The following is a 26,279-nucleotide window of genomic DNA, read 5'->3' on the forward strand; positions in this document are numbered from 1 at the left end:
CTTCCCGCCGACCGCCCACCGCTGCCCCGCGCCGCCGCCCGCGCCGCCCCCTCCGGGCGCAGCAGGGCGCCGCACCGTTTGCGCAGGTCAGGCCGATTGTCAGTGGGCGGGTGCAGGATGGACGCATGGTCAGCTCCGCACATCGGGCCCTCGACGGCTTCTCCCCCGCGACCCGCGGCTGGTTCACGGGGGCCTTCTCCGCGCCCACCGCGGCCCAGGCGGGCGCGTGGCAAGCCATCCGGGAGGGCTCGGACGTGCTGGTGGTCGCCCCGACCGGCTCGGGCAAGACGCTGGCCGCGTTCCTCGCCGCCCTTGACCAGCTGGCCTCGACCCCGCCGCCGGCCGACCCGAAGAAGCGCTGCCGGGTGCTGTACGTGTCACCGCTGAAGGCCCTGGCCGTCGACGTCGAGCGCAATCTCCGCAGCCCGCTGACCGGTATCCGCCAGGAGTCCGTGCGCCTGGGCCTGCCCGAGCCCGAGGTCAGGGTCGGTATCCGGTCCGGCGACACCCCCGCCGCCGAGCGCCGCGCCCTGTCCACGCGCCCGCCGGACATCCTGATCACCACCCCCGAGTCGCTGTTCCTGATGCTGACGTCGGCCACGCGCGACGCGCTCACGGGCGTGGACACGGTGATCCTGGACGAGGTGCACGCGGTCGCCGGCACCAAGCGCGGCGCGCACCTCGCCGTCTCCCTGGAGCGGCTGGACGAGCTCCTGCCGAAGCCCGCCCGCCGGATCGGCCTGTCGGCGACCGTGCGCCCGGTGGACGAGGTGGCCCGGTATCTGTCCCCGCGCCGCAAGGTGGAGATCGTCCAGCCGGAGTCCGGCAAGGAGTTCGACCTCTCCGTGGTCGTCCCGGTCGAGGACATGGGCGAGCTGGGCGGCGCCCCGGCGGCCGACGGGGCGCAGGGCGGGGAGCGGCCGTCGATCTGGCCGCATGTGGAGGAGCGGATCGCCGACCTGGTCCAGGCCCACCGGTCCACGATCGTCTTCGCCAACTCGCGCCGCCTGGCGGAGCGGCTGTGCAACCGGCTCAACGAGATCGCGTACGAGCGGGCGACCGGGGAGACCCTGGACGAGCACCACTCCCCCGCCGAGCTGATGGGCGGCTCCGGCGCGGCCGCGGGAGCGCCCCCGGTGATCGCCCGCGCGCACCACGGCTCGGTCTCCAAGGAACAGCGCGCCCTGGTGGAGGAGGATCTGAAGGCCGGCCGGCTGCCCGCCGTGGTGGCCACCTCCAGCCTCGAACTCGGCATCGACATGGGCGCGGTGGACCTCGTCGTGCAGGTCGAGTCCCCGCCCTCGGTCGCCTCCGGGCTCCAGCGCGTGGGCCGCGCGGGCCACCAGGTCGGCGCCGTCTCCACCGGTGTCGTCTTCCCGAAGTACCGCGGCGATCTCGTCCAGGCGGCCGTGGTCACCGAGCGGATGCGCACGGGCGCGATCGAGTCGCTGAGAGTGCCGGCGAACCCGCTGGACGTACTCGCCCAGCAGCTGGTCGCCATGACGGCACTGGACACCTGGCAGTTCGACGACCTGCTGGCCATGGTCCGCCGCGCGGCCCCGTTCGCCTCCCTGCCGGAGTCCGCGTTCACCGCGGTCCTGGACATGCTCGCGGGCCGCTACCCGTCGGACGCCTTCGCGGAGCTGCGCCCGCGCGTGGTGTGGGACCGCGTGGCCGGCACGGTCACCGGCCGCCCGGGCGCCCAGCGCCTCGCCGTCACCTCCGGCGGCACGATCCCGGACCGCGGCCTGTTCGGGGTCTTCCTCGCCGGTTCCGACCCCAAGAAGGGCGGCGGCCGGGTCGGCGAGCTGGACGAGGAGATGGTCTACGAGTCCCGGGTGGGCGACGTCTTCACGCTGGGCACGAGTTCCTGGCGGATCGAGGACATCACGCGCGACCGCGTCCTGGTCTCCCCGGCGCCGGGCGTGCCGGGCCGGCTGCCGTTCTGGAAGGGCGACCAGCTGGGCCGTCCGCTGGAGCTCGGCCGTGCGGTGGGCGCCTTCCTGCGCGAGGTGGGCTCGCTGCCCAGGGACGACGCGCGGCTGCGGCTGCTGGCGGCGGGCCTGGACGCCTGGGCGGTGGACAACGTGCTGTCGTACCTGGACGAGCAGCGCGAGGCCTGCGGCCACGTCCCGGACGACCGCACGATCGTCGTGGAGCGGTTCCGGGACGAGCTGGGCGACTGGCGGGTCGTGGTCCACTCCCCGTTCGGCGCGCAAGTGCACGCCCCCTGGGCACTCGCCCTCGGCGCCCGCCTGTCCGAGCGGTACGGCATGGACGCGCAGGTCATGCATGCCGACGACGGCATCGTGCTACGCCTGCCCGACGCCGATCTGATGGGCCTCGACCTGCTCGACCAGGAGCCCGGGAAGGCGGGCACCGAGTACGACAGCGAGCAGGCCCCGATCGGCGCGGCGGACGTCGCCTTCGACAAGGGCGAGGTCGACCAGGTCGTCACCGACCAGGTCGGCGGTTCGGCGCTGTTCGCCGCCCGGTTCCGCGAGTGCGCCGCCCGCGCGCTGCTGCTGCCGCGCCGCAACCCCGGCAAGCGCACCCCGCTGTGGCAGCAGCGCCAGCGGGCGGCCCAGCTCCTCCAGGTGGCGAGCGAGTTCGGCTCGTTCCCGATCGTCCTCGAGGCGGTCCGCGAATGCCTCCAGGACGTCTTCGACGTCCCCGGGCTGGTCGAGCTGATGGGCGACATCGAGTCCCGCAAGGTGCGCCTGGTCGAGGTCACCACCCCGGAGCCGTCCCCCTTCGCCCGCTCCCTGCTCTTCGGGTACGTCGCCCAGTTCCTCTACGAGGGCGACTCCCCGCTGGCCGAGCGCCGTGCCGCCGCGCTGTCCCTCGACTCGCGGCTGCTGGCCGAGCTGCTGGGCCAGGCGGAGCTGCGTGAACTGCTCGACGAGGAGGTGCTGACCGAGCTGGAGCGCGAACTCCAGTGGCTCACCGAGGACCGCCGGATCAAGGACGTGGAGGGCGTAGCCGATGTGCTGCGCCTGCTCGGCCCGCTGACCGACGTCGAGCTGGTCGCGCGGGGCGCGGACCCGCAGTGGGCGCGGGAGCTGGCCGGGGCCCGCCGGGCCATCAAGGTGCGGATCGCCGGCACCGACCACTGGGCGGCCGTCGAGGACGCGGGCCGGCTGCGCGACGCGCTCGGCACGGCGCTGCCGGTCGGTGTCCCCGAGGCGTTCACCGAGCCGGTCAAGGATCCGCTGGGCGACCTCCTCGCGCGGTACGCCCGTACCCACGGCCCGTTCACCTCGGCCACCGCGGCGGGCCGGTTCGGTCTGGGCGTCGCGGTCACCGAGGGGGCCCTGCACCGGCTGGCCGCGGCCGGCCGGGTCGTCCAGGGCGAGTTCCACCCGGCGGGTATCGGCCAGGAGTGGTGCGACGCGGCCGTGCTGCGCCGGCTGCGCCGCCGCTCCCTCGCGGCCCTGCGGCACGAGCTGGAGCCCGTCCCGCCCGCCGCGCTCGCCCAGTTCCTGCCGCAGTGGCAGCACATCGGCAGAGGCCATGGGCTGCGGGGCATCGACGGACTGGTGCGCGCCATCGAGCAGTTGCAGGGTGCCTCCGTACCGGCCTCGGCCCTGGAGAAGCTGGTCCTGCCGTCCCGCGTGACCGGCTACACGCCCTCGATGCTCGACGAGCTGACCTCGGCGGGCGAGGTGGTGTGGGCCGGCGCCGGCTCCCTGCCCGGCAAGGACGGCTGGGTCTCCCTCTATCTGGCTGACGCGGCCCCGCTGCTGCTCCCGGCCCCGCACCCGCTGGAGCTGACCGCTCTCCACCAGTCCGTCCTCGACGCCCTCTCCGGCGGCTACGGTCTGTTCTTCCGGCAGATCGCCGACCAGGTCCGCGCCACCACGCACCCCGAGGCCACCGACCCCCAACTCGCCGACGCGCTCTGGGATCTGGCCTGGTCGGGCCGGCTCACCAATGACACCCTCGCGCCGATGCGCTCCGTGCTGGGCTCCGGGCGCACGGCGGGCTCGACCGCGCACCGCGCCAAGCGTGCCGTCCCGCGCGGGCGCTACGGCTCCCTGACCGCTGCCGCGCGCGCCGCCTCCCGCACCGGCCCGCCGACCGTCGCCGGCCGCTGGTCCCTGCTGCCCACGGCGGAGCCGGACGCCACCGTGCGCGCGCACACGCTGGCCCGCACGCTCCTTGACCGGCACGGCGTGGTCACCCGGGGCGCGGTCGCGGCGGAGGGCGTCGAGGGCGGCTTCTCGGCGGTGTACCGGGTGCTGTCGGCGTTCGAGGAGAGCGGTCACGCCCGGCGCGGTTACGTGGTCGAGGGGCTGGGCGCGGCCCAGTTCGCGATGGACGGCGCGGTGGACCGGCTGCGGGCGGTGGCGAACGCCCGCGAGCGGTCCGAGGGGCTGCCCGCCCCCGCCCAGCCGCACGGCTTCGGCGCAACGGCAGCCGCGAACGGCTTCGCCGAACAGGGCTTCCCGAACCCGTTCGACAGGCCCGGCGGCACCCCGCACGGCCACGCCCTCCCCGGTGCCCCCGACGGAGCCGACGGCGGTTTCACCCACCCCGGTCTGGACGGCGACTTCACCTGGCCGCCGGAGGACCACCTCACCACCGACGGCGACCACACCTCCTCCCGCGACCTCGCCGACCCGTTCGCCGCCCCCGGCTACGGCGGCCCCCGCGGCGCCACCCCCTACGGCTCGGGATCCCCCTACGGCTCGGGATCCTCCTACGGCCCGGCCGCCCAGGACACGGCCCAGCGTCGCGGCTACGGCACCGGCCGGGCGGGCACCCCCGCTCCCGGATCCCGTGCCGTGGTCCTCGCCGCGGCCGACCCGGCGAACGCGTACGGCTCCGCGCTGCCCTGGCCGGAACCGCCGACCGGAGCCGGGCACAAGCCGGGCCGGAAGGCGGGCTCCCTGGTCGTTCTGGTGGACGGCGAGCTGACGCTGTACATGGAGCGCGGCGGCAAGACGCTCCTAGCCTGGCCCACCGCCCCGGACACCGCCGCGCCGGACGACCCCCGCCTGCGCTCGGCCGCCGAGGCACTGGCCGCCGCTGCCCGCGCGGGCTCCCTCGGCACGGTCACGGTCGAACGGATCAACGGCACCCAGGCCCTGACCTCCCCCCTGGGCACCCTCCTGGAGACGGCCGGATTCGTGGCGACCCCACGCGGCCTGCGCCTGAGAGCCTGACGCCCCGCCCGGCGCCCACCCCACCCCATACCCGGCCCCACACCCGACCACCGCCGCCGCACGACTGCCACAACCCCACGCACACGACCGCCCAAGCCACCGGGGACACGACCACCACAGCCACTGCAACAGCCACCGCCAGCGCCAGCGCCACCGGAATCCTCACCCGCTCCGCCTCACCCCCACCTGGCACGGCGGCAAGCTCGCCACCCGACACGGCCCATGCCCCGCCCCCCCTCCCCCCGCCATGGCACCCTTGACGCATGCCCGAAGGTGACACCGTCTGGCAGGCCGCGCGGCGGCTGCACGAGGCCCTCGCGGGGAAGATGCTGATCCGCAGCGACTTCCGCGTACCGAAGTACGCGACGGCCGACCTGACCGGCCGCGGCGTGCTCGGCACGATCCCGCGAGGCAAGCACCTGCTCACCCGGTTCGAGGGCGGCCTGACCCTGCACACCCATCTGCGCATGGAGGGGGCGTGGAGGGTGTACGGCCCGGACGAGCGCTGGCGGGGCGGACCGGCCCACCAGATCCGGGCGATCCTCGGCACCGCCGACCGCACGGCCGTCGGTTACCGGCTCCAGGTCCTGGAGTTGCTGCGCACGACCGAGGAAGAACGGGTCGTCGGCCACCTCGGCCCCGATCTGCTGGGCCCCGACTGGGACCCCGAGCGGGCCCTGGCCAATCTCCTGGCGGACCCCGCCCGCCAGCTCGGCGAGGCCCTGCTGGACCAGCGCAATCTGGCCGGCATCGGCAACGTCTACAAGAGCGAACTGTGCTTCCTGCTCGGCGTGACCCCCTGGCTGCCGGCCGGCGCGCTCCCGGCGGACCGCGCCGAGAAGCTACCCGGCCTGGCCAAACGGCTCCTGGAGGCGAACCGCGAGCGCCCGGTCCGGCAGACCACCGGTCTGCACCGGCACGACCTGTTCGTCTACGGTCGCGCACGCCGCCCGTGCCTGCGCTGCAACACCCCGGTCCGGGTGGCCGACCAGGGCGACGGCTCCCAGGAGCGCCCCACCTACTGGTGCCCCGTCTGCCAGACCGGCCCCACCCCCGCCCCCGGCGCACCGTACCGCCGGCGGACCGCCTACCCCCGCCGCACCGGCTGACCGCCCGTCACCCCGGCCGGCCGCCCCTGCCCATGAGCGCAGCACGCTAATTGACGACCCGTCAGAAATGCTCGTACCGTCCCAGCATGGCCCTCAGCGCGTACGACCTCAGCGGACGGACCGCCTTCGTCACCGGCGCCGCCGGCGGCATCGGCCGGGCCTCCGCCGTGCTGCTCGCCGAGGCGGGCGCGACCGTGCACTGCGCCGACCGGGACGCGGACGGCCTGGACGGCACGGCCGCACTCATCGAGGATCGCGGCGGTACGGCCCGTGTCCATGTCCTCGATGTCACCGACCGGGCCCGGCTCGGCGAGGCGGTCAGGTCCTGCGGGCGGCTGGACGTCATGGCGGCGATCGCCGGGATCATGCACAGCAGCCCGGTCCTGGAGACCCGGGACGAGGATCTCGACCGGGTGCTGGACGTCAATTTCAAGGGCGCGCTCCACGCCTGCCAGGAGGCGGCCCGACTGATGCTCGCCGGCGGGACCCGCGGCAGCATCGTCACCATGGCGTCCGGTGCGATCGACACCGGCGGCGCCGGCCTGCTCTGCTACGGCGCGGCCAAGGCGGCCGTGGTGCAGCTGACCAAGACGCTCGCCACCGAGGTGGGCCCGCAGGGCATCCGGGTCAACGCCGTCGCGCCGGGCTGGATCCGCACCCCCATGACCGAGCGCCACGACCGCGCGGCACAGGCGCACACCGAGGCCGTGATGACCCGGATCACGCCGCTGGGCCGGGTCGGCGAGGCGGACGACATCGCGCACGCGGTGCTGTATCTGGCCTCGGACGCGTCGGCGTTCACGACGGGCCAGATACTTCGCCCGAACGGGGGTGTCGCGATGCCCTGGTGATCTCGCCGGTCCGCCAGGCGGCCGCCCAGCGCCCCGTGGGCATCGCGCCGATCGCGCGCCCCTCGGGCGCGCAGTGCACGGGCAGCAGGCTCAGCCCCCAGCCGCCGACCGCCACGGCGCCTTCCAGCACGCCCGAGCCCGCCCCGACGGCGAGCCGCAGCACGGCCCACCACCAGACCGCCCCGAACCCGAGCGCCATCCCCCAGCGCACTATCCGTCCCACCATGCCCGCCATCACCTCCAGCCGGACGTTAGACCGTCACCCGTCCCGCACGGGAGGCGCACCACGGGCTCACCGATGCACCGTCGAACCGCGGCAGGTGCGGCGGGCGCGACAGGCAGGTGCGGCTGGTGCGGCCGACCGCACCGCTACGCGTTCTCCGCCTGGAACATCCAGTGATGCTTCTCCAGATCCGCGGTGATCCCGATGAAGATGTCCTGGGACACCGGGTCCGGCTCACCGGTCGCGTTCACCCGCTCCCGCATCCGGACGATCACCGAACCCAGGGCGTCCACCATCGCCCCGACGCCGTCCGCGTCCTTGATCCACCCCGACGGAGTGGCCTTGATGCCGCTGCTGGAGGCCACCGTGGCCGCGCGCCCGTCGGGCGGTACGCCCAGCGCCGAGGCCCGCTCGGCCACCGTGTCCGAGTGGGTACGGGCGGAGGCGACGACCTCGTCGAGCTGGAGGTGGATGGAGCGAAAGCGGGGGCCGACGATGTTCCAGTGGATCTGCTTGGCGACCAGGGACAGGTCCACCAGATCGACGAGGGCGCCCTGCAGCGCCTCGGCCACGGTCTTCAGGTCCGCGTCGGCCAGCGAGCTCTTCACGACATACATCCGCTTCCTCCGGTGCTTGGGGCGCCGTCACATCCCTCCCACCATGACCGCACCAGGCAATACCGGCAAATGGACGCAGAGCGGACACCCTCGGTGACCGGCTCCGCGCCACCGAGAGGAAGCGGGAAACGCAAAGAAGCCCCGGCCGGGCTCTCCCAGGTCTCCCTGGAGAAGCCGGCCAGGGCTTCACTCGTATCGGGGCGTCAGACCGCGCTCGCGCACCTCACGCGGCGACCACGTCCACGGCCTCCGCGGGCGCCTTGATGGTCACCCGTTCCGGTGGCACACCAGCCACCGACACACTGCCCAGCATCGGTCGGACCGGCGTGGGCACGGGCTCGGTGGCCGCAGCGGACTGGGCCAGCTCGGCGAGCGCCAGTTCGTCGCTCACCTCTCGCATGAGTTCCGACATCCGTACGTCCAGCGCGTCGCAGATGGCGGAGAGCAGCTCGGAGGACGCCTCCTTCTGCCCCCGCTCCACCTCGGAGAGATAGCCGAGTGAGACTCGGGCGGACGAGGAGACTTCGCGCAGAGTACGGCCCTGGCGTTGGCGCTGCCGACGCAGCACGTCACCCAGCAGGCGACGGAGCAGAATCATCGGTGGCTCCCTCCTCGGACCGCGTAGCCGCATCCTTCTCGCCCCACCGTACCGCCTTGCGCCGCGGCCGTGCGGGGAGCGATGTCGTGTTCACTCAGGGCTGCAAACATCAAAACCCCCCGTTCCGTTCCGTATCCTGTGCCCGCTCATTCCCGGTCTGTTCGCCCGCAAGCTGCTCCAGAAGCACTGCGAGTACGCTCCGTACACTCTCCCTACGGATTTCCGCACGGCTGCCGTTCAACCGCAGAGCCTCGACTTTTCCGCCACCGGCAGAACCGGTGCGGTCGATGAGAGGTCCGTCGACGGCCACGAAGACCGTCCCGACGGGCTTCCCGTCCTGCGGATCGGGACCGGCCACACCCGTGGTCGCGATGCCCCAGTCGGCCCCGAGCGCCTTGCGCACTCCGGCCGCCATCTGGCCCGCGACCTGCGGATCCACCGCTCCCCGCTGAGCCAGCAGGGTGGCGTCGACACCGAGCAGCTCATGCTTCAACTCGGTGGCGTAGGCGGTGACCGAGCCCCGGAACATCCGGGACGCCCCGGGCACCCCGGTGATCTCCGCCGCGACCAGGCCACCCGTCAGCGACTCGGCGACGGCGAGGGTCTCGCCTCTCACCGTCAGTAGTCGCACGACTTCGGCGGCCCCGGAACTCACGCTTCCTTCTCCTCCAACGCCGCCGCGCGCTCGGCGATTCCCTGGCGGCGCAGCACAATGGCTTGTCTTACGTAGTCGAGGCCGGTCAGAACGGTCAGAACGACCGCCGCCGCCATCACCCAGAACCTCAGGGTGGCCAGCCACCCCGTCAGTGCCAGGACATACATCCCGACGGCCACGCCCTGGGTGAGCGTCTTCAGCTTGCCGCCCCGGCTGGCGGGGATCACGCCATAGCGAATGACCAGAAAACGCAGCAGGGTGATGCCGATCTCCCGGCCGAGGATCACCGCGGTCACCCACCAGGGCAGATCACCGAGGGCGGAGAGACAGATGAGCGCCGCCCCCATGATCGCCTTGTCGGCGATGGGGTCGGCGATCTTCCCGAAGTCGGTGACCAGGTTGTAGGTGCGCGCCAGATGCCCGTCGAACAGGTCGGTGATCATGGCGACGGCGAAGGCCGCCCAGGCCAGCGAGCGCCAGGCCGGGTCGTAGCCGCCGTCGGCCAGCATCAGCGCCACGAAGCCGGGCACCAGGACCAGCCGGAGCATCGTCAACAGATTGGCGACGTTCCAGACACTGGCCTGGTTGACGGCCGCCGCCGCGATCTTCCCGCCGCGCGCGGGCCGCGCACCCCCCTCGGGGTCGGCAGCAGGACCGGGCGGACCCGAAACGGAACCGGAGACCGAAGCAGAACCGGAGACCTCGGACGCAACGCCGTCGGCAGCGGCGGCGGAACCCCGGGCGCCGTGCGCGCCGGAGGAGCCGCCCGCGGCGGATGCCGGGACTCCGGTCATCTGCCCGCCTCCTCACTACACCCGAGCGAGCCGGTCAGCGGCTCGGCGATCAGGTCGACACCCTCCGTACCGACCACCTTCGCCTCGACCATACGTCCGACGCTCAGGCCCGCGCCGCCCGTGAGCAGCACCTGGCCGTCGGTCTCCGGAGCCTGGTGCGCGCCGCGGCCGTGGACGCCGTCCTCCTCGTCCACCGACTCCACCAGGACCCGCACGGTCTCGCCGACGCGCTCCTCGGAGCGCTGCGAGACGAGTTCCTCGGCGAGCCGGGAGATGTGGGCCAGGCGCTCGGCGACGACGTCCTCGTCCAGCTTGTTGCCGTACGTCGCCGCTTCCGTGCCCTCCTCGTCGGAGTAGCCGAAGACACCGATGGCGTCCAGCCGGGCGCCGTTCAGGAAACGCTCGAGCTCGGCCAGGTCGGACTCGGTCTCACCGGGGAAGCCGACGATGAAGTTGGAGCGCACCCCGGCCTCGGGGGCCTTGCTCCGGATGGTGTCCAGCAGCTCCAGGAACCGGTCGGTGTCGCCGAAGCGGCGCATGGAGCGCAGCACGTCGGGCGCCGAGTGCTGGAAGGAGAGGTCGAAGTACGGGGCGACCTTGGGCGTCGAGGTCAGTACGTCGATGAGTCCCGGGCGCATCTCGGCCGGCTGCAGGTAGCTCACCCGCACCCGCTCGATGCCGTCGACCTCGGCGAGCTCCGGCAGCAGGGACTCCAGCAGGCGGATGTCGCCGAGGTCCTTGCCGTAGGAGGTGTTGTTCTCGGAGACCAGCATGATCTCCTTCACGCCCTGCTCGCCCAGCCAGCGCGTCTCGTTCAGGACGTCGCTGGGGCGGCGGGAGATGAAGGAGCCGCGGAAGGACGGGATGGCGCAGAAGGAGCAGCGCCGGTCGCAGCCCGAGGCGAGCTTGACCGAGGCGACCGGGGCGCCGTCCAGGCGGCGGCGCAGCGGCGCGCGCGGCCCGGAGGCGGGCGCGAGGCCCTCGGGGAGGTCGGCCGGGGCGTGCCCCGGAAGCGCCACCGAGACGGCCGACTCCTGGCGCTCGGCCGGGCTGATCGGCAGCAGCTTGCGCCGGTCGCGCGGGGTGTGGGAGGCGTGGATGCCACCGGACAGGATGGTCTGCAGGCGGCCGGAGATGTCGGCGTAGTCGTCGAAGCCGAGCACGCCGTCGGCCTCGGGCAGCGCCTCGGCCAGCTCCTTGCCGTACCGCTCGGCCATGCAGCCCACCGCCACGACGGCCTGGGTTCTGCCATGATCCTTGAGGTCGTTCGCCTCCAGCAAGGCGTCGACGGAGTCCTTCTTCGCGGCTTCGACGAAGCCGCAGGTGTTGACCACGGCGACATCCGCGTCCGCGGCGTCCTCGACGAGCTGCCAGCCGTCCGCCTCCAAACGGCCTGCGAGCTCCTCCGAGTCCACCTCGTTACGGGCGCAGCCGAGAGTGACTAGTGCGACGGTACGGCGTTCAGGCATGGGCTCAAGACTACTTCGTCTCGCTGACAGCCCAAGTCGACGGGGTCGGACCGTGCCGGTCGAGGCCGCCTCCGCCGGATCCCGCCGTACCCGCCGCGTCAGCCGGCCACCGGGTCGCCCTTGGTGTAGGTGAGGCGTTCCACGGCACCGGGCCGGAAGGTGTCGTCGATCTTCTTGCCGTTGACGTACAGCTCGATGGCGCCCGCGTCGCCCAGGATCAGGTTGATCTTGGTGTTGTCCTGGAAGGTCTTGGACTGGCCCTTCTTCAGCAGCCCGTCGAAGAGCATCCGGCCGTTGTGATCCTTGGCGGAGATCCAGCTGCGCCCGTTGGGCGCGCTGATCTGCACGGTCACCTTGTCCTGGGGTGCCGCGGCGATGGCGCTGTCGGAGGGCTCGCCGGTCGGCTCGGCCGGCTTCTCCTTCTTGGGGGTGGGCGAGGCGGACGCGGTGGCGGGCGTGCTGCCGCCCTCGGCGACCTGCGCCTTCGCGTCACCGGAGTCGTCGCCGCCCTTGAACGCGGTGAAGCCGACGAACCCGATCACGACGACGATCGCCGCGACCATCGCGGCGGTCCAGTTCGGGCCCCGCCGCTCGGGCCGGATCCGCTCCGCCTCGAACAGCGGCGCGGCCGGTGTCGGTGCGGGACGGCCGCCGTGCTCGGCGTCGAACTGGGCGATCAGCGGCTCGGGGTCGAGATGGACGGCTCTGGCCAGCGTGCGGAGGTGGCCCCGGGCGTACACGGCGCCGCCACAGGGGGCGAAGTCGTCCGCCTCGATGGCGTGCACGATGGCGATGCGGACACGAGTGGCACTGCTGACATCGTCCACGGTGAGCCCGGCCGCGATCCGCGCCTGCTGCAGCGCGCGGCCCACGGAGGGTCGGGCTTCCTGGGACTCGTCTCGGAACGGACGCTCGTCTTCAGGGGAGTTGCCGATGGACACGGGGGCGCCTTTCGAGCGTGTAGCCACCTGTGCTGGAAGCTCAGTCTAGGGGGGGTACGAAAGGGTGGGGCAACCGGGCGGTAGGAGTTCTTACGCCATCGGAATGGCCGGACATCCCGAGGACGGGACAGACGGACCCCCAGGATGGACGCCCTGCCTGTCCTCTCGCTCAACTTGACGTACGACAAAGGGAAACGGTTGCCCACCGCTCCCTAACGGGTGGATCACGGCGAGCCCCGCCGATCGGATTAACCGATTTACGCCGAACGGCCCTCTGCCCTTACCCCTCAGACTCCCCGCGGATCACCGCGAGCACGCCGTCCAGCTCGTCAGCCTTCACAAGAACGTCACGCGCCTTGGACCCCTCGGTCGGCCCCACGATGTTGCGGGACTCCATGAGGTCCATCAGCCGTCCGGCCTTGGCGAAGCCGACGCGCAGCTTGCGCTGGAGCATGGAGGTCGACCCGAACTGGGTGGAGACGACCAGCTCGGCCGCCTGGCACAGCAGGTCGAGGTCGTCGCCGATGTCCTCGTCGATCTCCTTCTTCTGCTTGGTGCCCACGGTGACGTCGTCCCGGAAGACCGGCGCCATCTGGTCCTTGCAGTGCTGGACGACGACCGCGACCTCCTCCTCGGTCACGAACGCGCCCTGCATACGGGTCGGCTTGTTCGCGCCCATCGGCAGGAACAGCCCGTCGCCCTTGCCGATCAGCTTCTCGGCGCCGGGCTGGTCCAGGATGACCCGGGAGTCGGCCAGCGAGGAGGTGGCGAAGGCCAGCCGGGAGGGCACGTTGGCCTTGATCAGGCCGGTGACCACGTCGACCGACGGCCGCTGGGTGGCGAGCACCAGGTGGATGCCGGCCGCGCGCGCGAGCTGCGTGATGCGCACGATCGAGTCCTCGACGTCCCGCGGGGCGACCATCATCAGGTCGGCCAGCTCGTCCACGATCACCAGCAGATACGGGTACGGCTGCAGCTCCCGCTCACTGCCTTCGGGCGACTTGACCTTGCCCTCGCGGACCGCGCGGTTGAAGTCGTCGATGTGCCGGTACCCGTAGGCGGCCAGGTCGTCATACCTGAGGTCCATCTCGCGGACCACCCACTGCAGCGCCTCGGCGGCCCGCTTGGGGTTGGTGATGATCGGCGTGATCAGGTGCGGGATGCCCTCGTACGCGGTCAGCTCCACGCGCTTGGGGTCCACCAGGATCATCCGGACGTCCTCCGGGGTCGCCCGCATCATGACCGAGGTGATCAGGCAGTTGATGCAGGACGACTTGCCGGAGCCGGTGGCGCCGGCGACCAGCATGTGCGGCATCTTGGCCAGCGAGTGCATGACGTACCCGCCCTCGACGTCCTTGCCGAAGGCGACCAGCATCGGATCGTCGTCCTCGGCGGATTCCGCCAGGCGCAGCACGTCACCGAGGTTGACCATCTCGCGGTCGGTGTTCGGGATCTCGATGCCGACGGCGGACTTGCCGGGGATGGGGCTGATGATCCGCACGTCCGGGCTGGCCACGGCGTAGGCGATGTTCTTGGTCAGCGCGGTGATCCGCTCGACCTTCACGGCCGGGCCGAGCTGCACCTCGTAGCGGGTGACCGTCGGGCCCCGGGTGAATCCGGTGACGTCGGCGTCCACCTTGAACTCGGAGAAGACCGTGCGCAGGGAGGCGACGATCGCGTCGTTGGCCGCGCTGCGCGTCTTGCCCGGGCCGCCCCGCTCCAGCAGGTCGAGGGCGGGCAGCGCGTACGTGATGTCGCCGGAGAGCTGGAGCTGCTCCGCGCGCGCGGGCAGGTCCCGGGGCTGCTGCGGGGCCTTCTTGGTCAGGTCGGGTACGGCCTCGACCGTGAGCTTCTCCTGCTTCGGCCGGGCGCCCGGAACCACCTTCGGCGCCGGCGCCGGCGCCGGCTCGGGGTCGAGCTCGGGCTCGGGAGCCGGCGCGGGCTCCGCGGCGGGGACCGGCGTGGTCTCCTCGCGCTCGCCCGCGCTCACCCCCTGGGTGAGATCGGCGACGAGCGGGGACGGCGGCATGCCGTGCAGCACGGCACCGTCCAGCGCGGCCGCCGCGGCCGCCGCGACGTCCACGGCGTCCATCTGGCGCTGGGGATCCGGCTGAGGCACCGCGGAGCGCCTGGGGCGCCCGCGGCGCCGCGAGAGGGCCTCTTCCTCGGCGCCCTCGGGGTCGTACGCCTGTGGGGCGCCGGAGCGCCTGCGCGGGCGCGCCGGCGTCGCCTCGCGCCACTGCTCGTCGTAGTGCCCGTCGTCCTCGACGGGCTGGTACGCCTCGTGGTCGTGCAGCACGCCGAGGCGGACGCCGAGCGCCCGCAGGCGCTGCGGGACGGCGTTGACCGGGGTGGCGGTCACCACGAGCAGCCCGAAGAGCGTCAGCAGCACCAGCAGGGGCACGGCGAGCATCTCGGTCATGGTGTACGTCAGCGGGGTGGCCGCCGCCCAGCCGATGAGACCGCCGGCATCCCTTATGCCCTGCATGCCGGCGCTGCGCGCGGGCGCTCCGCAGGCGATGTGGACCTGCCCGAGCACACCGACGAGGAGCGCGGACAGCCCGATCACGATCCGCCCGTTGGCCTCCGGCTGCTCCGGGTGCCGGATGAACCGTACGGCGATCACCGCGAGCAGTATCGGCACCAGCAGGTCGAGCCGGCCGAAGGCGCCGGTGACCAGGATCTCCACCAGGTCGCCGACGGGACCCCGCAGGTCCGCCCAGGTGCCGGCGGCGACGATCAGCGCGATGCCGAACAGCAGCAGCGCGACGCCGTCCTTGCGGTGGGCCGGGTCGAGGTTCTTCGCACCTTGCCCTATGCCGCGGAAGACGGCGCCGACGGCGTGCGCGAGACCGAGCCAGACGGCGCGCACGAGCCGGTACACGCCGCCTGTGGCGCTGGGTGCCGGCTTCGGCGGCGCCGCCTTCTTCACGACCTTCTTGGCGGGCGCCTTCCTGGCCGGGACCTTCTTCGCTGCGGCCTTCTTCGCCGGAGCCTTCGCGGGAGCTGCCGCTTTCTTCGCCGGCTGCTTCTTGGCTGCGGAGGGACGTGAGGCCATGGAGGTGAGGTTACCGGTGGAGACGACAGGGGACACGCGTGCCCACGGCTTCACCCGTTCGTGTCGTGCCTGCCGAGGACGGGAACTGACGCACACTCATCCGCAACTGTGCTCCCGGCCTACGTCAGTTCTGCGTGGGCAGCGGGGCACCACCGGGACCCGCGCCCGGCTCCAGCGCATCCAGAGCGCGGCGCAGTCCGGTGAGTTTGCGCTCCAGGTGCGCGGCCGTGGCCACGGCCGCCGCGTCCGCGGAGTCGTCGTCCAGCTGCTTGGACAGCGCCTCCGCCTGCTCCTCGACGGCCGCCAGCCGCGCCGACAGCTCGGCGAGCAGCCCGGCGGGTTCCTTGCCGGCCGCCCCGCCCTTGCCACCGCCTTCCAACTGCAGCCTCAGCAGCGCCGCCTGCTCGCGCAGCTGGCAGTTCTTCATGTACAGCTCGACGAAGACCGAGACCTTCGCACGCAGCACCCACGGGTCGAACGGCTTCGAGATGTAGTCCACCGCACCCGCCGCATAACCCCGGAAGGTGTGATGCGGCCCGTGGTTGATCGCCGTGAGGAAGATGATCGGGATGTCCCGGGTCCGCTCGCGCCGCTTGATGTGCGCGGCGGTCTCGAATCCATCCATGCCCGGCATCTGGACATCCAGCAGAATGACCGCGAAATCGTCCGTGAGCAGTGCTTTGAGCGCTTCCTCCCCGCTCGATGCCCGCACCAGCGTCTGATCGAGCGCAGAGAGGATGGCCTCCAGCGCCAGCAGATTCTCCGGCCGGTCATCGACCAGGAGGATCTTGGCCTTCTGCACCATGGCCCGCCCTCCTCGCCCCGGCGGTACACCGGGCGCCGCCCCAGGGGACGACTCCCTATCGCCGCCCGTCCTTGTGCCGGTCATCGTAGCCGCACCCCGCCCGTCGCCACACCCTGTCACCGCGATGTCACTGTGCACGTAGCGGAAACGCCGCAGGAGCCCGGAAGGTTCCCGGAATCCGGGATTCCCGCACGATTCCCGCCCTCGCCCTGGAGCAACTCCCGGCGGGCCGCGAAGGTTACCGCGGCGGCCACATCCGTCCCGGCCGCGCCGCGCATCACACCCGCCGCGGTCATTCGGCGCCCATCCACTGGCGCATCACCGACAGCAGATGATCGGGGTCGACCGGCTTGGTGACGTAGTCCGAGGCACCCGACTCGATCGCCTTCTCCCGGTCGCCCTTCATCGCCTTCGCGGTCAGCGCGATGATCGGCAGCCCCGCGAACTGCGGCATCCGACGGATCGCGGTGGTCGTCGCGTACCCGTCCATCTCGGGCATCATGATGTCCATCAGAACGACCGCCACATCGTCGTGCTGCTCCAGCACCTCGATGCCCTCCCGGCCGTTCTCGGCGTACAGCACCGACAGGCCGTGCTGCTCCAGGACGCTGGTGAGCGCGAACACATTGCGGATGTCGTCGTCGACGATGAGCACCTTCTCGCCGCCGAACCGCACCGCACGGCTCGGCTGCGGCGCCCGCTCCGGCTCGGAGACGGTCGTCCACTGCTCGATCCGGTGCGTCTCCTCCGGCAGGCTCCGCCGCCGGCGCCGGAAGAGCGCGGCGGCGCCGTTCTGCGTCTCCTGGTACGACTTCACCTCGGCCGGCGTCTGGATCTCCACCGCGGACAGCTCCGAGGACAGGTGCGCCTCGGAGGCGACCAGGTCGCCGGCCTCCAGGGCCGGCACGGACTGCTGGTAGCCCTGGGGCGGCAGTTCGCTCGGGTACAGCGGCAGGTACAGCGTGAACGTCGAGCCGCGGCCCGGTTCGCTCTGCGCGTGGATCTCACCGCCGAGCAGCTGCGCGATCTCCCGCGAGATCGACAGGCCGAGACCGGTGCCGCCGTACTTGCGGCTGGTGGTGCCGTCCGCCTGCTTGAACGCCTCGAAGATCACCCGCATCTTGCTGGCCGCGATGCCGATCCCCGTGTCCGTCACCGAGAACGCGATCAGCTCGCCCTCCGGATCGGTGAGCGAACCGGCCTCCAGCAGCTGCTCCCGGATGGACTGCGGCACACCCGCCGCCGCCGGCCGGATCACCAGCTCCACCGAACCGGAATCCGTGAACTTCACCGCGTTCGACAGCAGGTTGCGCAGCACCTGGAGGAGCCGCTGCTCGTCGGTGTGCAGCGTCGCCGGCAGCTCCGGGGAGACCCGTACGGACAGGTCCAGGCCCTTCTCCGCGGTCAGCGGCCGGAAGGTGGCCTCCACGTAGTCCACGAGCTGGACGAGCGCGATACGCGTCGGCGAGACGTCCATCTTGCCCGCCTCGACCTTCGACAGGTCCAGGATGTCGTTGATCAGCTGGAGCAGATCGGAACCGGCCCCGTGAATGGTCTCGGCGAACTCCACCTGCTTCGGCGAGAGGTTGCCCTCGGCGTTGTCGGCCAGCAGCTTCGCCAGGATCAGCAGCGAGTTCAGCGGGGTGCGCAGCTCGTGCGACATGTTGGCGAGGAACTCGCTCTTGTAGCGCATCGACACCGCGAGCTGCTCGGCCCGCTCCTCCAGAACCTGCCGGGCCTCCTCGATCTCGGTGTTCTTCACCTCGATGTCCCGGTTCTGCCTGGCCAGCAGCTCGGCCTTCTCCTCCAGCTCGGCGTTGGAGGCCTGCAGCGCCTTCTGCCGGTTCTCCAGCTCGGCCGACCGCTCCCGCAGCTGCTCGGTCAGCTCCTGCGACTGCTTGAGCAGCTGCTCGGTCTTGGTGTTGACCGAGATGGTGTTGACGCTGGTCGCGATCATCTCGGCGATCTGGTTGAGGAAGTCCCGCTGGATCTGCGTGAACGGCGTGAAGGACGCCAGCTCGATCACACCGAGCACCTTGCCCTCGAACAGCACCGGCAGCACGACCACCTGCGCGGGCGGCGCCTCCCCGAGCCCCGAGGAGATCTTCAGGTAGCCGCTGGGCGCGTTGTCCACCAGGATCGTGCGCTTCTCGTCGGCGGCCGTGCCGATCAGGGCCTCACCGGGCCGGAACGACGTCGGCATGGAGCCCATCGAGTAGCCGTACGAGCCGAGCATCCGCAGCTCGTAGTCGTCCTCGCCGTTGACGACCCCCTTGCCCTCCATCAGCGGCATCGCCAGGAAGAACGCGCCGTGCTGCGCGGATACCACCGGCGTCAGCTCGCTCATGATCAGCGAGGCGACGTCCGCCAGGTCCCGGCGGCCCTGCATCAGGGCGGAGATACGCGCCAGGTTGCCCTTGAGCCAGTCCTGCTCCTTGTTGGCGATCGTGGTGTCGCGCAGGTTGGCGATCATCTTGTTGATGTAGTCCTGGAGCTCCTGGATCTCGCCGGACGCGTCGACGTCGATCTTCAGGTTCAGGTCGCCGCGGGTCACCGCCGTCGCCACGCGCGCGATGGCACGCACCTGCCGGGTCAGGTTCCCGGCCATCTCGTTCACGGACTCGGTGAGGTCGCGCCAGGTGCCGTCGACGTCACGCACGCGTGCCTGACCGCCCAGCTGGCCCTCCGTGCCCACCTCGCGGGCCACCCGGGTGACCTCCTCGGCGAAGCTCGACAGCTGGTCGACCATCGTGTTGATCGTCGTCTTCAGCTCCAGGATCTCACCGCGGGCGTCAATGTCGATCTTCTTCGTCAGGTCACCCTTGGCGATGGCCGTCGTGACCATGGCGATGTTGCGCACCTGGCCGGTCAGGTTGGACGCCATGCCGTTCACCGACTCGGTGAGGTCCTTCCAGGTGCCGGCCACGCCCGGCACGTGCGCCTGACCGCCCAGGATGCCGTCCGTGCCCACCTCGCGGGCCACCTTGGTGACCTGGTCGGCGAACGAACTCAGCGTCTTCACCATGGTGTTGATGGTGTCGGCGAGCTGCGCGACCTCACCGCTCGCCTCGATCGTCACCTGCCGGGTCAGGTCGCCGTTGGCGACGGCGGCGGCCACCTGGGAGATGTTCCGCACCTGCATGGTCAGGTTGTTGGCCATCAGGTTGACGTTGTTGCTCAGGTCCTTCCAGATACCGGTGACGCCCGGCACGTGCGCCTGACCGCCCAGGATGCCCTCGGTGCCCACCTCGCGGGCCACCCGGGTCACCTGCTCGGCGAAGCTGGAGAGCTGGTCGACCATGGTGTTGACCGTCGTGACGAGTTCGAGGATCTCGCCCTTCGCGTCGACAGTGATCTTCTTCGACAGATCGCCCTTGGCCACCGCGGTCGTGACCTCGGCGATGTTGCGCACCTGGATGGTCAGGTTGTTCGCCATGAAGTTCACGGACTGCGTGAGGTCCTTCCAGGTGCCGGAGACGCCCTGGACCTCGGCCTGACCGCCGAGCATGCCCTCCGTGCCCACCTCGCGGGCCACCCGCGTGACCTCCTCGGCGAACGACGACAGCTGGTCGACCATCGTGTTCAGCGTGTTCTTCAGCTCCAGGATCTCCCCGCGCGCGTCCACGGTGATCTTCTGGGAGAGGTCACCGCGCGCCACCGCGGTGGCGACCTGCGCGATGTTGCGCACCTGGGCCGTGAGGTTGCCAGCCATGCCGTTCACGGAGTCGGTCAGGTCCCGCCACACACCGGCGACCCCGGGCACCTGCGCCTGTCCGCCGAGACGGCCCTCGGTGCCCACGTCGCGCGCGACCCGGGTCACCTGGTCGGCGAAGGCCGACAGCTGGTCGACCATCGTGTTGATCGTGTTCTTCAGCTCGAGGATCTCGCCGCGCGCGTCGACGTCGATCTTCTGCGACAGGTCACCGCGCGCCACGGCAGTCGTCACCTGGGCGATCTGCCGCACCTGGGAAGTCAGGTTGCCGGCCATGAAGTTGACGGAGTCCGTCAACTCCTTCCAGGTGCCGGAGACGCCGTCCACCCGGGCCTGACCGCCCAGCCGGCCCTCCGTGCCCACGTCCCGGGCCATCCGCGTGACCTGGTCGGCGAAGCTCGACAGCTGGTCCACCATCGTGTTCACGGTGTTCTTCAGCTGGAGCATCTCACCGGACACGTCCACGGTGACCTTCTGCGACAGGTCGCCGTTCGCCACCGCCGTGGTCACCTGGGCGATGTTGCGCACCTGCCCGGTGAGGTTGCGGAAGGCGGTGTTGACGGAGTCCGTCAGGTCCTTCCACGTACCGGCCGCGCCCGACACCTGCGCCTGGCCGCCCAGCTCGCCCTCGACACCGATCTCCCGCGCGACCCGCGTCACCTCGGCACCGAACGCCGACAGCTGGTCCACCATGCCGTTGACGGTGTTCTTCAGCTCCAGCATCTCGCCGGCCACGTCCACGGTGACCTTCTGCGACAGATCACCGCTGGCCACCGCGGTCGTCACGGCGGCGATGTCGCGCACCTGCGTGGTCAGGTTCCGGAAGACCGTGTTGACCGAGTCCGTCAGGTCCTTCCACGTACCGGCGGCGCCCGGCACGTTCGCCTGCCCGCCCAGCCGCCCCTCCGCGCCGACCTCGTTCGCCACCCGGGTGACCTCGTCCGCGAAGATCCGCAGCGTCTCGGTCATCTGGTTGATCGTCTCGGCGAGCTGCGCCACCTCGCCGCGCGCCGGAACCGTCACCTTCTGGGACAGGTCACCATTGGCGACCGCGGTCGTGACCTGTGAGATCCCCCGCACCTGCGCGGTCAGGTTGCCCGCCATCGTGTTGACGGAGTCGGTGAGTTCCTTCCACACGCCGGCGACCCCGGGCACCTGCGCCTGACCGCCCAGGATGCCCTCGGTACCGACCTCACGGGCCACCCGCGTGACCTCGGAGGAGAAGGACGACAGCTGGTCCACCATCGTGTTGACGGTGTTCTTCAGCTCCAGCATCTCGCCGGCGACATGCACGGTCACCTTGCGCGAGAGATCGCCCTTGGCGACCGCCGTGGTCACCAGCGCGATGTCCCGCACCTGCGCCGTCAGCCGGTACGCCATCGTGTTGACGGACTCGGTCAGGTCCTTCCACGAACCCGACATCCCGCGCACCCGGGCCTGGCCGCCGAGCTTGCCCTCGGTACCGACCTCGCTGGCCACGCGCGTGACCTCGTCCGTGAACGTCGACAACTGGTCGACCAGGTTGTTGACCGTACGGCCGACCTTCAGGAACTCGCCCCGCAGCGGATGCCCCGTACCACCGTCCGGCGCCTGCGTCCGCAGCTCCATGCGCGGCGACAGATCACCCTCGGCGACCGCCGTGAGCACCCGGCTGACCTCCGACACGGGCCAGACGAGATCGTCCACCAGCGCGTTGGAGTTGTCGACGGCCGCCGCCCAGGAGCCCTCGCAGGCCCCCGTCTCCAGCCGTTCCGTGAGCTTTCCCTCACGCCCCACCATGCGCCGCACCCGCGCCAGCTCGCCGGTCAGGTGCAGATTCCGGTCGGCCACCTCGTTGAAAACAGCCGCGATCTCCGAGATCACCCCGTCCCCGGACACCGTGAGCCGCTTGCGGAAGTTGCCGTCACGCATCGCCACGAGCGCCACCAGCAGCCGGTTCAGGGCAGCCGTGTCCACGGCGGTGGTGCCGCCGTTCCTGGCAGGGGACGGTTCGCCTTTCGCGCGCGTCTTCGTGGTTCGCGTCGCCGCGCCAGACTCCACTGTGTCCCTCCCGGAGGGGTAGACCGTTACTGCCGTGCTCGGCCGCTTCGGCCCCGGCCTGCCGGTGATCGGCACACCGGATACTTCCGCGTACCCGTTACTGCTGCGTATTGCCGCCGGACGAGATCCGGCCACACCAGGGGCTGCTGCCCAGCGGGCACGGGCCGCACGCGGCCCGACCCGACCTTCCTCAGAAGCTTGCCCAGTGTTTCACCCCGGCCGAACCAGGCCATAACAGTTCGGCAGCTTCGCACATCGTCAGCACACCCCGGGGCGTAAACACCTACGACCGGCATCCGCTCGGACGGCGAAGGTAAGTAACCTTGCATGCGGCTGTCCAGCCGCACCGGTCCGCCCGGCCTGGGCGGTGGTACGAGAACGAGCGGGCATCGGAGGGGCGGCCGGACACCATGACCACCGGACTGATCCCCGGGGAGCAGTCCCCGGAGCAGCAGCCGACGGGCGAGCCGATGCCGCAGCAGCGGCGCGAGCCGGCCGGCCAGTCAGCCCTGTATGCCGACAACCGGCCGAGGAGTTTTGTGATCACCGCGCGTGCGGCTGCCAGTTTCGAGCCCGTCGGGCGATCGGTCGCGACCGCCCGGTCCTTCGTCCGCGACACCCTCCAGGGCTGGGGATACGCCGACATCGTCGACGACGCGGTCGTCCTCACCAGCGAGCTGGTGACCAACGCGGTCGTCCACGCGGGCACGCACGCGGAGGTGCTCTGCCTGCGCACCGAGGACGGCGTGCGCATCGAGGTCTCCGACCGCTACCCGGAGCGCGAGGTCCCCCTCCAGACCTCCGCCGTCTCGATGGGCAGCCCCGACCGCGAGGGCGGCCGCGGCCTCCAGCTCTGCGCGGCCCTCGCCACCCGCTGGGGCGTCGACTACACCCCCACCCACAAGCACGTCTGGTTCCACCTCAACCTGCCCGAGCGCCCGGTCGGCACCCGCGCCGCCGGCCCCGCCCTGCCCGCCGCCCTGCTGCCGCTGGCCGACGGCCGGGTCCGCGTCGCCGTGCTCCAGGTCGACCGGAAGGGCTCCATCGGCGCCTGGAACGAGGACGCGGAGGAACTGTTCGGCTACCCGGCGGCCGAGGTCATCGGCAAGCCCCTCACCGACCTGGCCGCCTGGCCGCACACCCCCGGCACCGGCACCGGCATCGCCGAGGCCCTCCAGCTCTCCCGCTGGGAGGGCACGTACGGCATCCGCGGCACCGACGGCCGCGTGGCCCAGGTGTACGCCTCCCACCTCAGGGTCCGCGACACCGGCGGCGAGCCGTCCACCGTCTGCCTCCTGGTCCGCGACCACGAGCGCGCCGTCCTGCAGTCACCGCCCCGGGTCCCGGCCACCGACCAGAACCAGACCTCCGACGGGCAGAGCGCCGACCCCTTCGAGGTGTTCATCGGCTCGCCCGCCCCGGACGACCTCGACGGCCTGCTCCAGCGCACGGTGGAACGCGCCCGCGACATGCTCGACGGCGACTCCGCGTTCCTGCTGCTCGCCACCGACGACGAGACCGAACTGGAGGTCCGCGCCTCCACCGGCCTGCCCTCCGCCCGCCAGCGCTTCGCGCGCGTGCCGGTCGAGGCGGGCCCCGGCCGCTACGGCTCCGCCCGCATGCCCGCCGTCCACGACGACCTCGGCGCCGTCCCCGGAGCCGTACCGCTGCTCGCCGGCACCGGCATGCGCTCGGTCGTCACCGTCCCGCTCAAGGTCGAGGGCCGCCTCACCGGCTCCCTCGGCGTCGCGGCGGAGGCGCCCGGCCGGTACACCAACGAGGAGGCGCTGCGCCTGCAGTTCGCAGCCGACCGGATCGCCCTGGCCGTCGAGTCGGCCCGGCTCGGCGAGCTGGAGCGGCTGCGCCGCGGCTCCCTGAGTTTCCTGGTCGAGGCCTCCGACCTGCTGGCCGGCACCCTGGACCGGGACCAGACCCTGGCCCTGATGGCCCAGATGACGGTCCCGACCCTGGCCACGTGGTGCGCGGTGTACACCATCGCCGACCAGGCCTCCGAGCCGTATCTGTCGTACGTCCTGCACGAGGACGAGGAACTCATCGACGGCATCAAGTCCTTGCTGTCGAAGATCGCGCCGCCCGACCCGGTACCGACACCCGGCGCCCGCGTCTGGACCACTCCGGGCGAGGTCGCCCACCAGGCGGCCCTGCGTACCTCCATGCGCAGCCTGGGCCTGTCCGGCGGTCCCACGCGCCAGGTCTCCCCCGGCATCGGCCCGACGCTCTCGACGGCCTCGGCGGTGGGCGGCGAGACGGTCGTGCTGCCGCTCGTGGCCCGCAACCGCGTCATCGGCATGCTGGCCCTCGGCAAGCCCACCGACGAGCACTTCCGCCAGGAGATCCTGGAGCTCGCCGAGGACCTGAGCCGCCGGGCCGCCCTCGCCCTGGACAACGCCCGCCTGTACTCGGAGCGCACGGCCATCAGCCAGGCCCTCCAGCGCAGCCTGCTCCCGCCGGGCCTGCCGCACATCGACGGCGTCGAGGTCGAGGTCATCTACCGGGCGGCCGGCGAGGGCAATGAGGTCGGCGGCGACTTCTACGACCTCTTCCCGATCGGCAACGGCGCCTACGGCTTCGCCATCGGCGACGTCTGCGGTACGGGACCCAACGCGGCGGCGGTCACCGGCCTGGCCCGGCACGCCCTGCGCCTGCTGGCCCGGGAGAGCCTGTCCGGCCCCGCCGTCCTGCAGCGCCTGAACTCGGCCATCCTGGACGAGGGCGACCGCAGCCGCTTCCTGACCCTCCTCTACGGCGAGCTGCGACCGCAGGAGGACGGCAGCGCCGAGCTGAAGGTGGTCTGCGCCGGCCACCCGCTGCCGCTGCGCCTGCGCCAGGACGGCACGGTGGTGCCCGCGGCCGAGCCCCAGCCCCTGCTGGGCGTCATCGAGGACCTGGACCTGTACGAGGAGACGGTCACGCTCGATCCGGGCGATGTCCTGCTCTGTGTCACGGACGGCGTCACCGAACGCCGGGAGGGCACGCGCATGCTGGGTGACGACGGCCTCGCCGATGTCCTCACGACGTGCACGGGGCTGACGGCCGGCGCGGTCGCGGCACGCATCATGCGCGCGGTGGAGCGTTTCGCCTCGGACGCTCCCTCGGACGACATGGCGATTCTGGCGATGCGGGTCCCGGGAATCCACCAGGAAGCGTGAGGAAGCACGAAAAAGGCCCCACCCGAAAGGGTGGGGCCTTTTTGACTTGAGCCCCCAAACGGAATCGAACCGTTGACCTTCTCCTTACCATGGAGACGCTCTACCGACTGAGCTATAGGGGCCTGTCGCTTTCGAGGTTTCCCTCGCGGCGACGAAGAAACTGTACCCCGACCTGGGCTCAGTTCCCAAATTCGTTCGGTGCCCGGTCAGAAGGCGGGCTGGAGCAGACCGCCGAGGGCGTTGCAGGCGGACACGATCCGGTGCATCTCCCGCTTGGTGAGCGCCGCTTCCACGGGGAGCGCGAGCGTCTCGTCGGCGGCCAGTTCGGTCTCGGGCAGCGACACGCAGCGCCGGAACTCGGGCAGCCGGTGCACGGGCGTCTTCACCGGTACCCGGCACTCGACGCCCCTGGCGCGCAGAGCGCGCGCGAAGGCGTCCCGGTCCGGCCGGCCGTTCCCCGGCACCCGCACGACGTACTGCTGATAGGTGTGCCCGTCACCGCCGTCCGGCGTCCGTACGCCCCTCAGCTTGGCATCGAGGTAACCGGCCCGCTGCCTGCGCTGGGCTATCTCGTCGTACGGCGCCTCGGACTCGCCTTGCTCCAGCACCAGCAGTCCGTGCCGCTGCCCGAGCGCGTGCAACCGCCCTATGTCGGCCCGCCGTCCGAAGCGGTGGACGACAACGACGGCGGCGGTGCGGGACGTTACGGCCGCGTCGACCGCCTCGGGGTCGAGGCAGTAGGTCACCGGATCGATGTCGGCGAAGACCGGCAGCGCGCCGGCCAGGGTCACGGCCTGAGCGACTTCCACGTTCCCGAAGGCCGGTACGACGACCTCGTCACCGACTCCGACGCCGGCGGCCCTGAGCATTGCTGCAGTTCCCATGTCAGGGATGCTGTGCTCGCAACGTGAACGACACGTTACGCACAACAGAAAAAGGTCGGACCCTGAACCGAAGTTCAGGATCCGACCTTTTCAAAATTTGTTCGGCGGCGTCCTACTCTCCCACAGGGTCCCCCCTGCAGTACCATCGGCGCTGTGAGGCTTAGCTTCCGGGTTCGGAATGTAAC

The 26,279-nt window shown here is 71.5% G+C and carries 15 protein-coding genes, 1 tRNA gene and 1 rRNA gene; 4 read left to right on the forward strand and 13 right to left on the reverse strand.

Translation table 11 applies throughout. The features are described 5' to 3' along the window. Nucleotides 1-125: 125 nt before the first annotated feature. The 3 genes from ACF073_RS32815 (at nt 126) to ACF073_RS32825 (ending at nt 7,128) form a co-directional block, all read left to right on the forward strand. Nucleotides 126-5,168, forward strand: coding sequence for an ATP-dependent helicase (locus tag ACF073_RS32815; protein ID WP_392075078.1), 5,043 nt, complete (start codon nt 126-128; stop codon nt 5,166-5,168). A 263-nt stretch (nt 5,169-5,431) separates the two neighbouring features. Continuing rightward, nucleotides 5,432-6,277: an Fpg/Nei family DNA glycosylase gene (locus ACF073_RS32820; protein ID WP_392075079.1), complete on the forward strand. Its 846-nt coding sequence runs from the start codon at nt 5,432-5,434 to the stop codon at nt 6,275-6,277. 86 nt (nt 6,278-6,363) lie between these two features. Beyond that, nucleotides 6,364-7,128, forward strand: a complete 765-nt coding sequence (locus tag ACF073_RS32825; RefSeq protein WP_392075080.1) for an SDR family NAD(P)-dependent oxidoreductase — start codon at nt 6,364-6,366, stop codon at nt 7,126-7,128. Here the strand turns inward: ACF073_RS32825 and ACF073_RS32830 are convergent. The 10 genes from ACF073_RS32830 to ACF073_RS32875 all read right to left on the reverse strand — a co-directional run bounded on the left by ACF073_RS32830 (nt 7,076) and on the right by ACF073_RS32875 (nt 22,040). Continuing rightward, nucleotides 7,076-7,354 (reverse strand): hypothetical protein, encoded by a 279-nt coding sequence (locus ACF073_RS32830; protein ID WP_392075081.1) that lies wholly within the window; start codon nt 7,352-7,354, stop codon nt 7,076-7,078. The genes ACF073_RS32825 and ACF073_RS32830 overlap by 53 nt on opposite strands. 143 nt (nt 7,355-7,497) lie before the next feature. Then, nucleotides 7,498-7,968 carry a Dps family protein gene (locus ACF073_RS32835; protein WP_392075082.1) on the reverse strand — a complete coding sequence of 157 codons (471 nt, stop codon included), beginning with the start codon at nt 7,966-7,968 and terminating at the stop codon, nt 7,498-7,500. A gap of 223 nt (nt 7,969-8,191) precedes the next feature. Next, complete coding sequence (locus ACF073_RS32840) at nt 8,192-8,566, reverse strand: helix-turn-helix domain-containing protein (protein ID WP_067133278.1); 375 nt, start codon at nt 8,564-8,566, stop codon at nt 8,192-8,194. A 109-nt stretch (nt 8,567-8,675) separates the two neighbouring features. Beyond that, nucleotides 8,676-9,221 (reverse strand): CinA family protein, encoded by a 546-nt coding sequence (locus ACF073_RS32845; protein WP_392075083.1) that lies wholly within the window; start codon nt 9,219-9,221, stop codon nt 8,676-8,678. Further along, nucleotides 9,218-10,015 carry a CDP-diacylglycerol--glycerol-3-phosphate 3-phosphatidyltransferase gene (gene pgsA / locus ACF073_RS32850; protein WP_392075084.1) on the reverse strand — a complete coding sequence of 266 codons (798 nt, stop codon included), beginning with the start codon at nt 10,013-10,015 and terminating at the stop codon, nt 9,218-9,220. Before pgsA ends, ACF073_RS32845 begins: the two co-directional genes overlap by 4 nt. Further along, on the reverse strand, nt 10,012-11,484 hold the full coding sequence (gene rimO / locus ACF073_RS32855) for a 30S ribosomal protein S12 methylthiotransferase RimO (protein WP_392075085.1): 1,473 nt from the start codon (nt 11,482-11,484) through the stop codon (nt 10,012-10,014). The genes pgsA and rimO overlap by 4 nt, the downstream gene beginning before the upstream one ends. 98 nt (nt 11,485-11,582) lie before the next feature. Further along, a complete protein-coding gene (locus ACF073_RS32860; protein WP_392075086.1) occupies nt 11,583-12,425 on the reverse strand; it encodes a helix-turn-helix domain-containing protein in 843 nt (280 codons plus the stop codon). Between the two features lie 280 nt (nt 12,426-12,705). Then, entirely contained in the window at nt 12,706-15,483 is a 2,778-nt protein-coding gene (locus tag ACF073_RS32865) for a DNA translocase FtsK (protein WP_392075087.1), read from the reverse strand. Between the two features lie 124 nt (nt 15,484-15,607). Continuing rightward, nucleotides 15,608-16,288, reverse strand: coding sequence for a two-component system response regulator (locus tag ACF073_RS32870; RefSeq protein WP_392075088.1), 681 nt, complete (start codon nt 16,286-16,288; stop codon nt 15,608-15,610). 292 nt (nt 16,289-16,580) lie between these two features. Continuing rightward, a complete protein-coding gene (locus ACF073_RS32875; RefSeq protein ID WP_392075089.1) occupies nt 16,581-22,040 on the reverse strand; it encodes a HAMP domain-containing protein in 5,460 nt (1,819 codons plus the stop codon). Between the two features lie 410 nt (nt 22,041-22,450). Here ACF073_RS32875 and ACF073_RS32880 point away from each other — a divergent pair, with 410 nt between their 5' ends. After that, nucleotides 22,451-25,210 (forward strand): SpoIIE family protein phosphatase, encoded by a 2,760-nt coding sequence (locus tag ACF073_RS32880; RefSeq protein WP_392075090.1) that lies wholly within the window; start codon nt 22,451-22,453, stop codon nt 25,208-25,210. 49 nt (nt 25,211-25,259) lie between these two features. Here the strand turns inward: ACF073_RS32880 and ACF073_RS32885 are convergent. The 3 genes from ACF073_RS32885 to rrf form a co-directional block, all read right to left on the reverse strand. Further along, nucleotides 25,260-25,332: transfer RNA gene (locus tag ACF073_RS32885), tRNA-Thr, on the reverse strand. Nucleotides 25,333-25,416: 84 nt separating this feature from the next. Continuing rightward, nucleotides 25,417-26,079: a DegT/DnrJ/EryC1/StrS family aminotransferase gene (locus ACF073_RS32890; RefSeq protein ID WP_392075097.1), complete on the reverse strand. Its 663-nt coding sequence runs from the start codon at nt 26,077-26,079 to the stop codon at nt 25,417-25,419. 114 nt (nt 26,080-26,193) lie between these two features. Further along, nucleotides 26,194-26,279: ribosomal RNA gene (gene rrf, locus ACF073_RS32895) — 5S ribosomal RNA — on the reverse strand; the annotation flags it as partial.

Origin of the sequence: Streptomyces sp. NPDC015171 (genome assembly GCF_043079545.1) — a bacterium.
Lineage (GTDB): Bacteria > Actinomycetota > Actinomycetes > Streptomycetales > Streptomycetaceae > Streptomyces.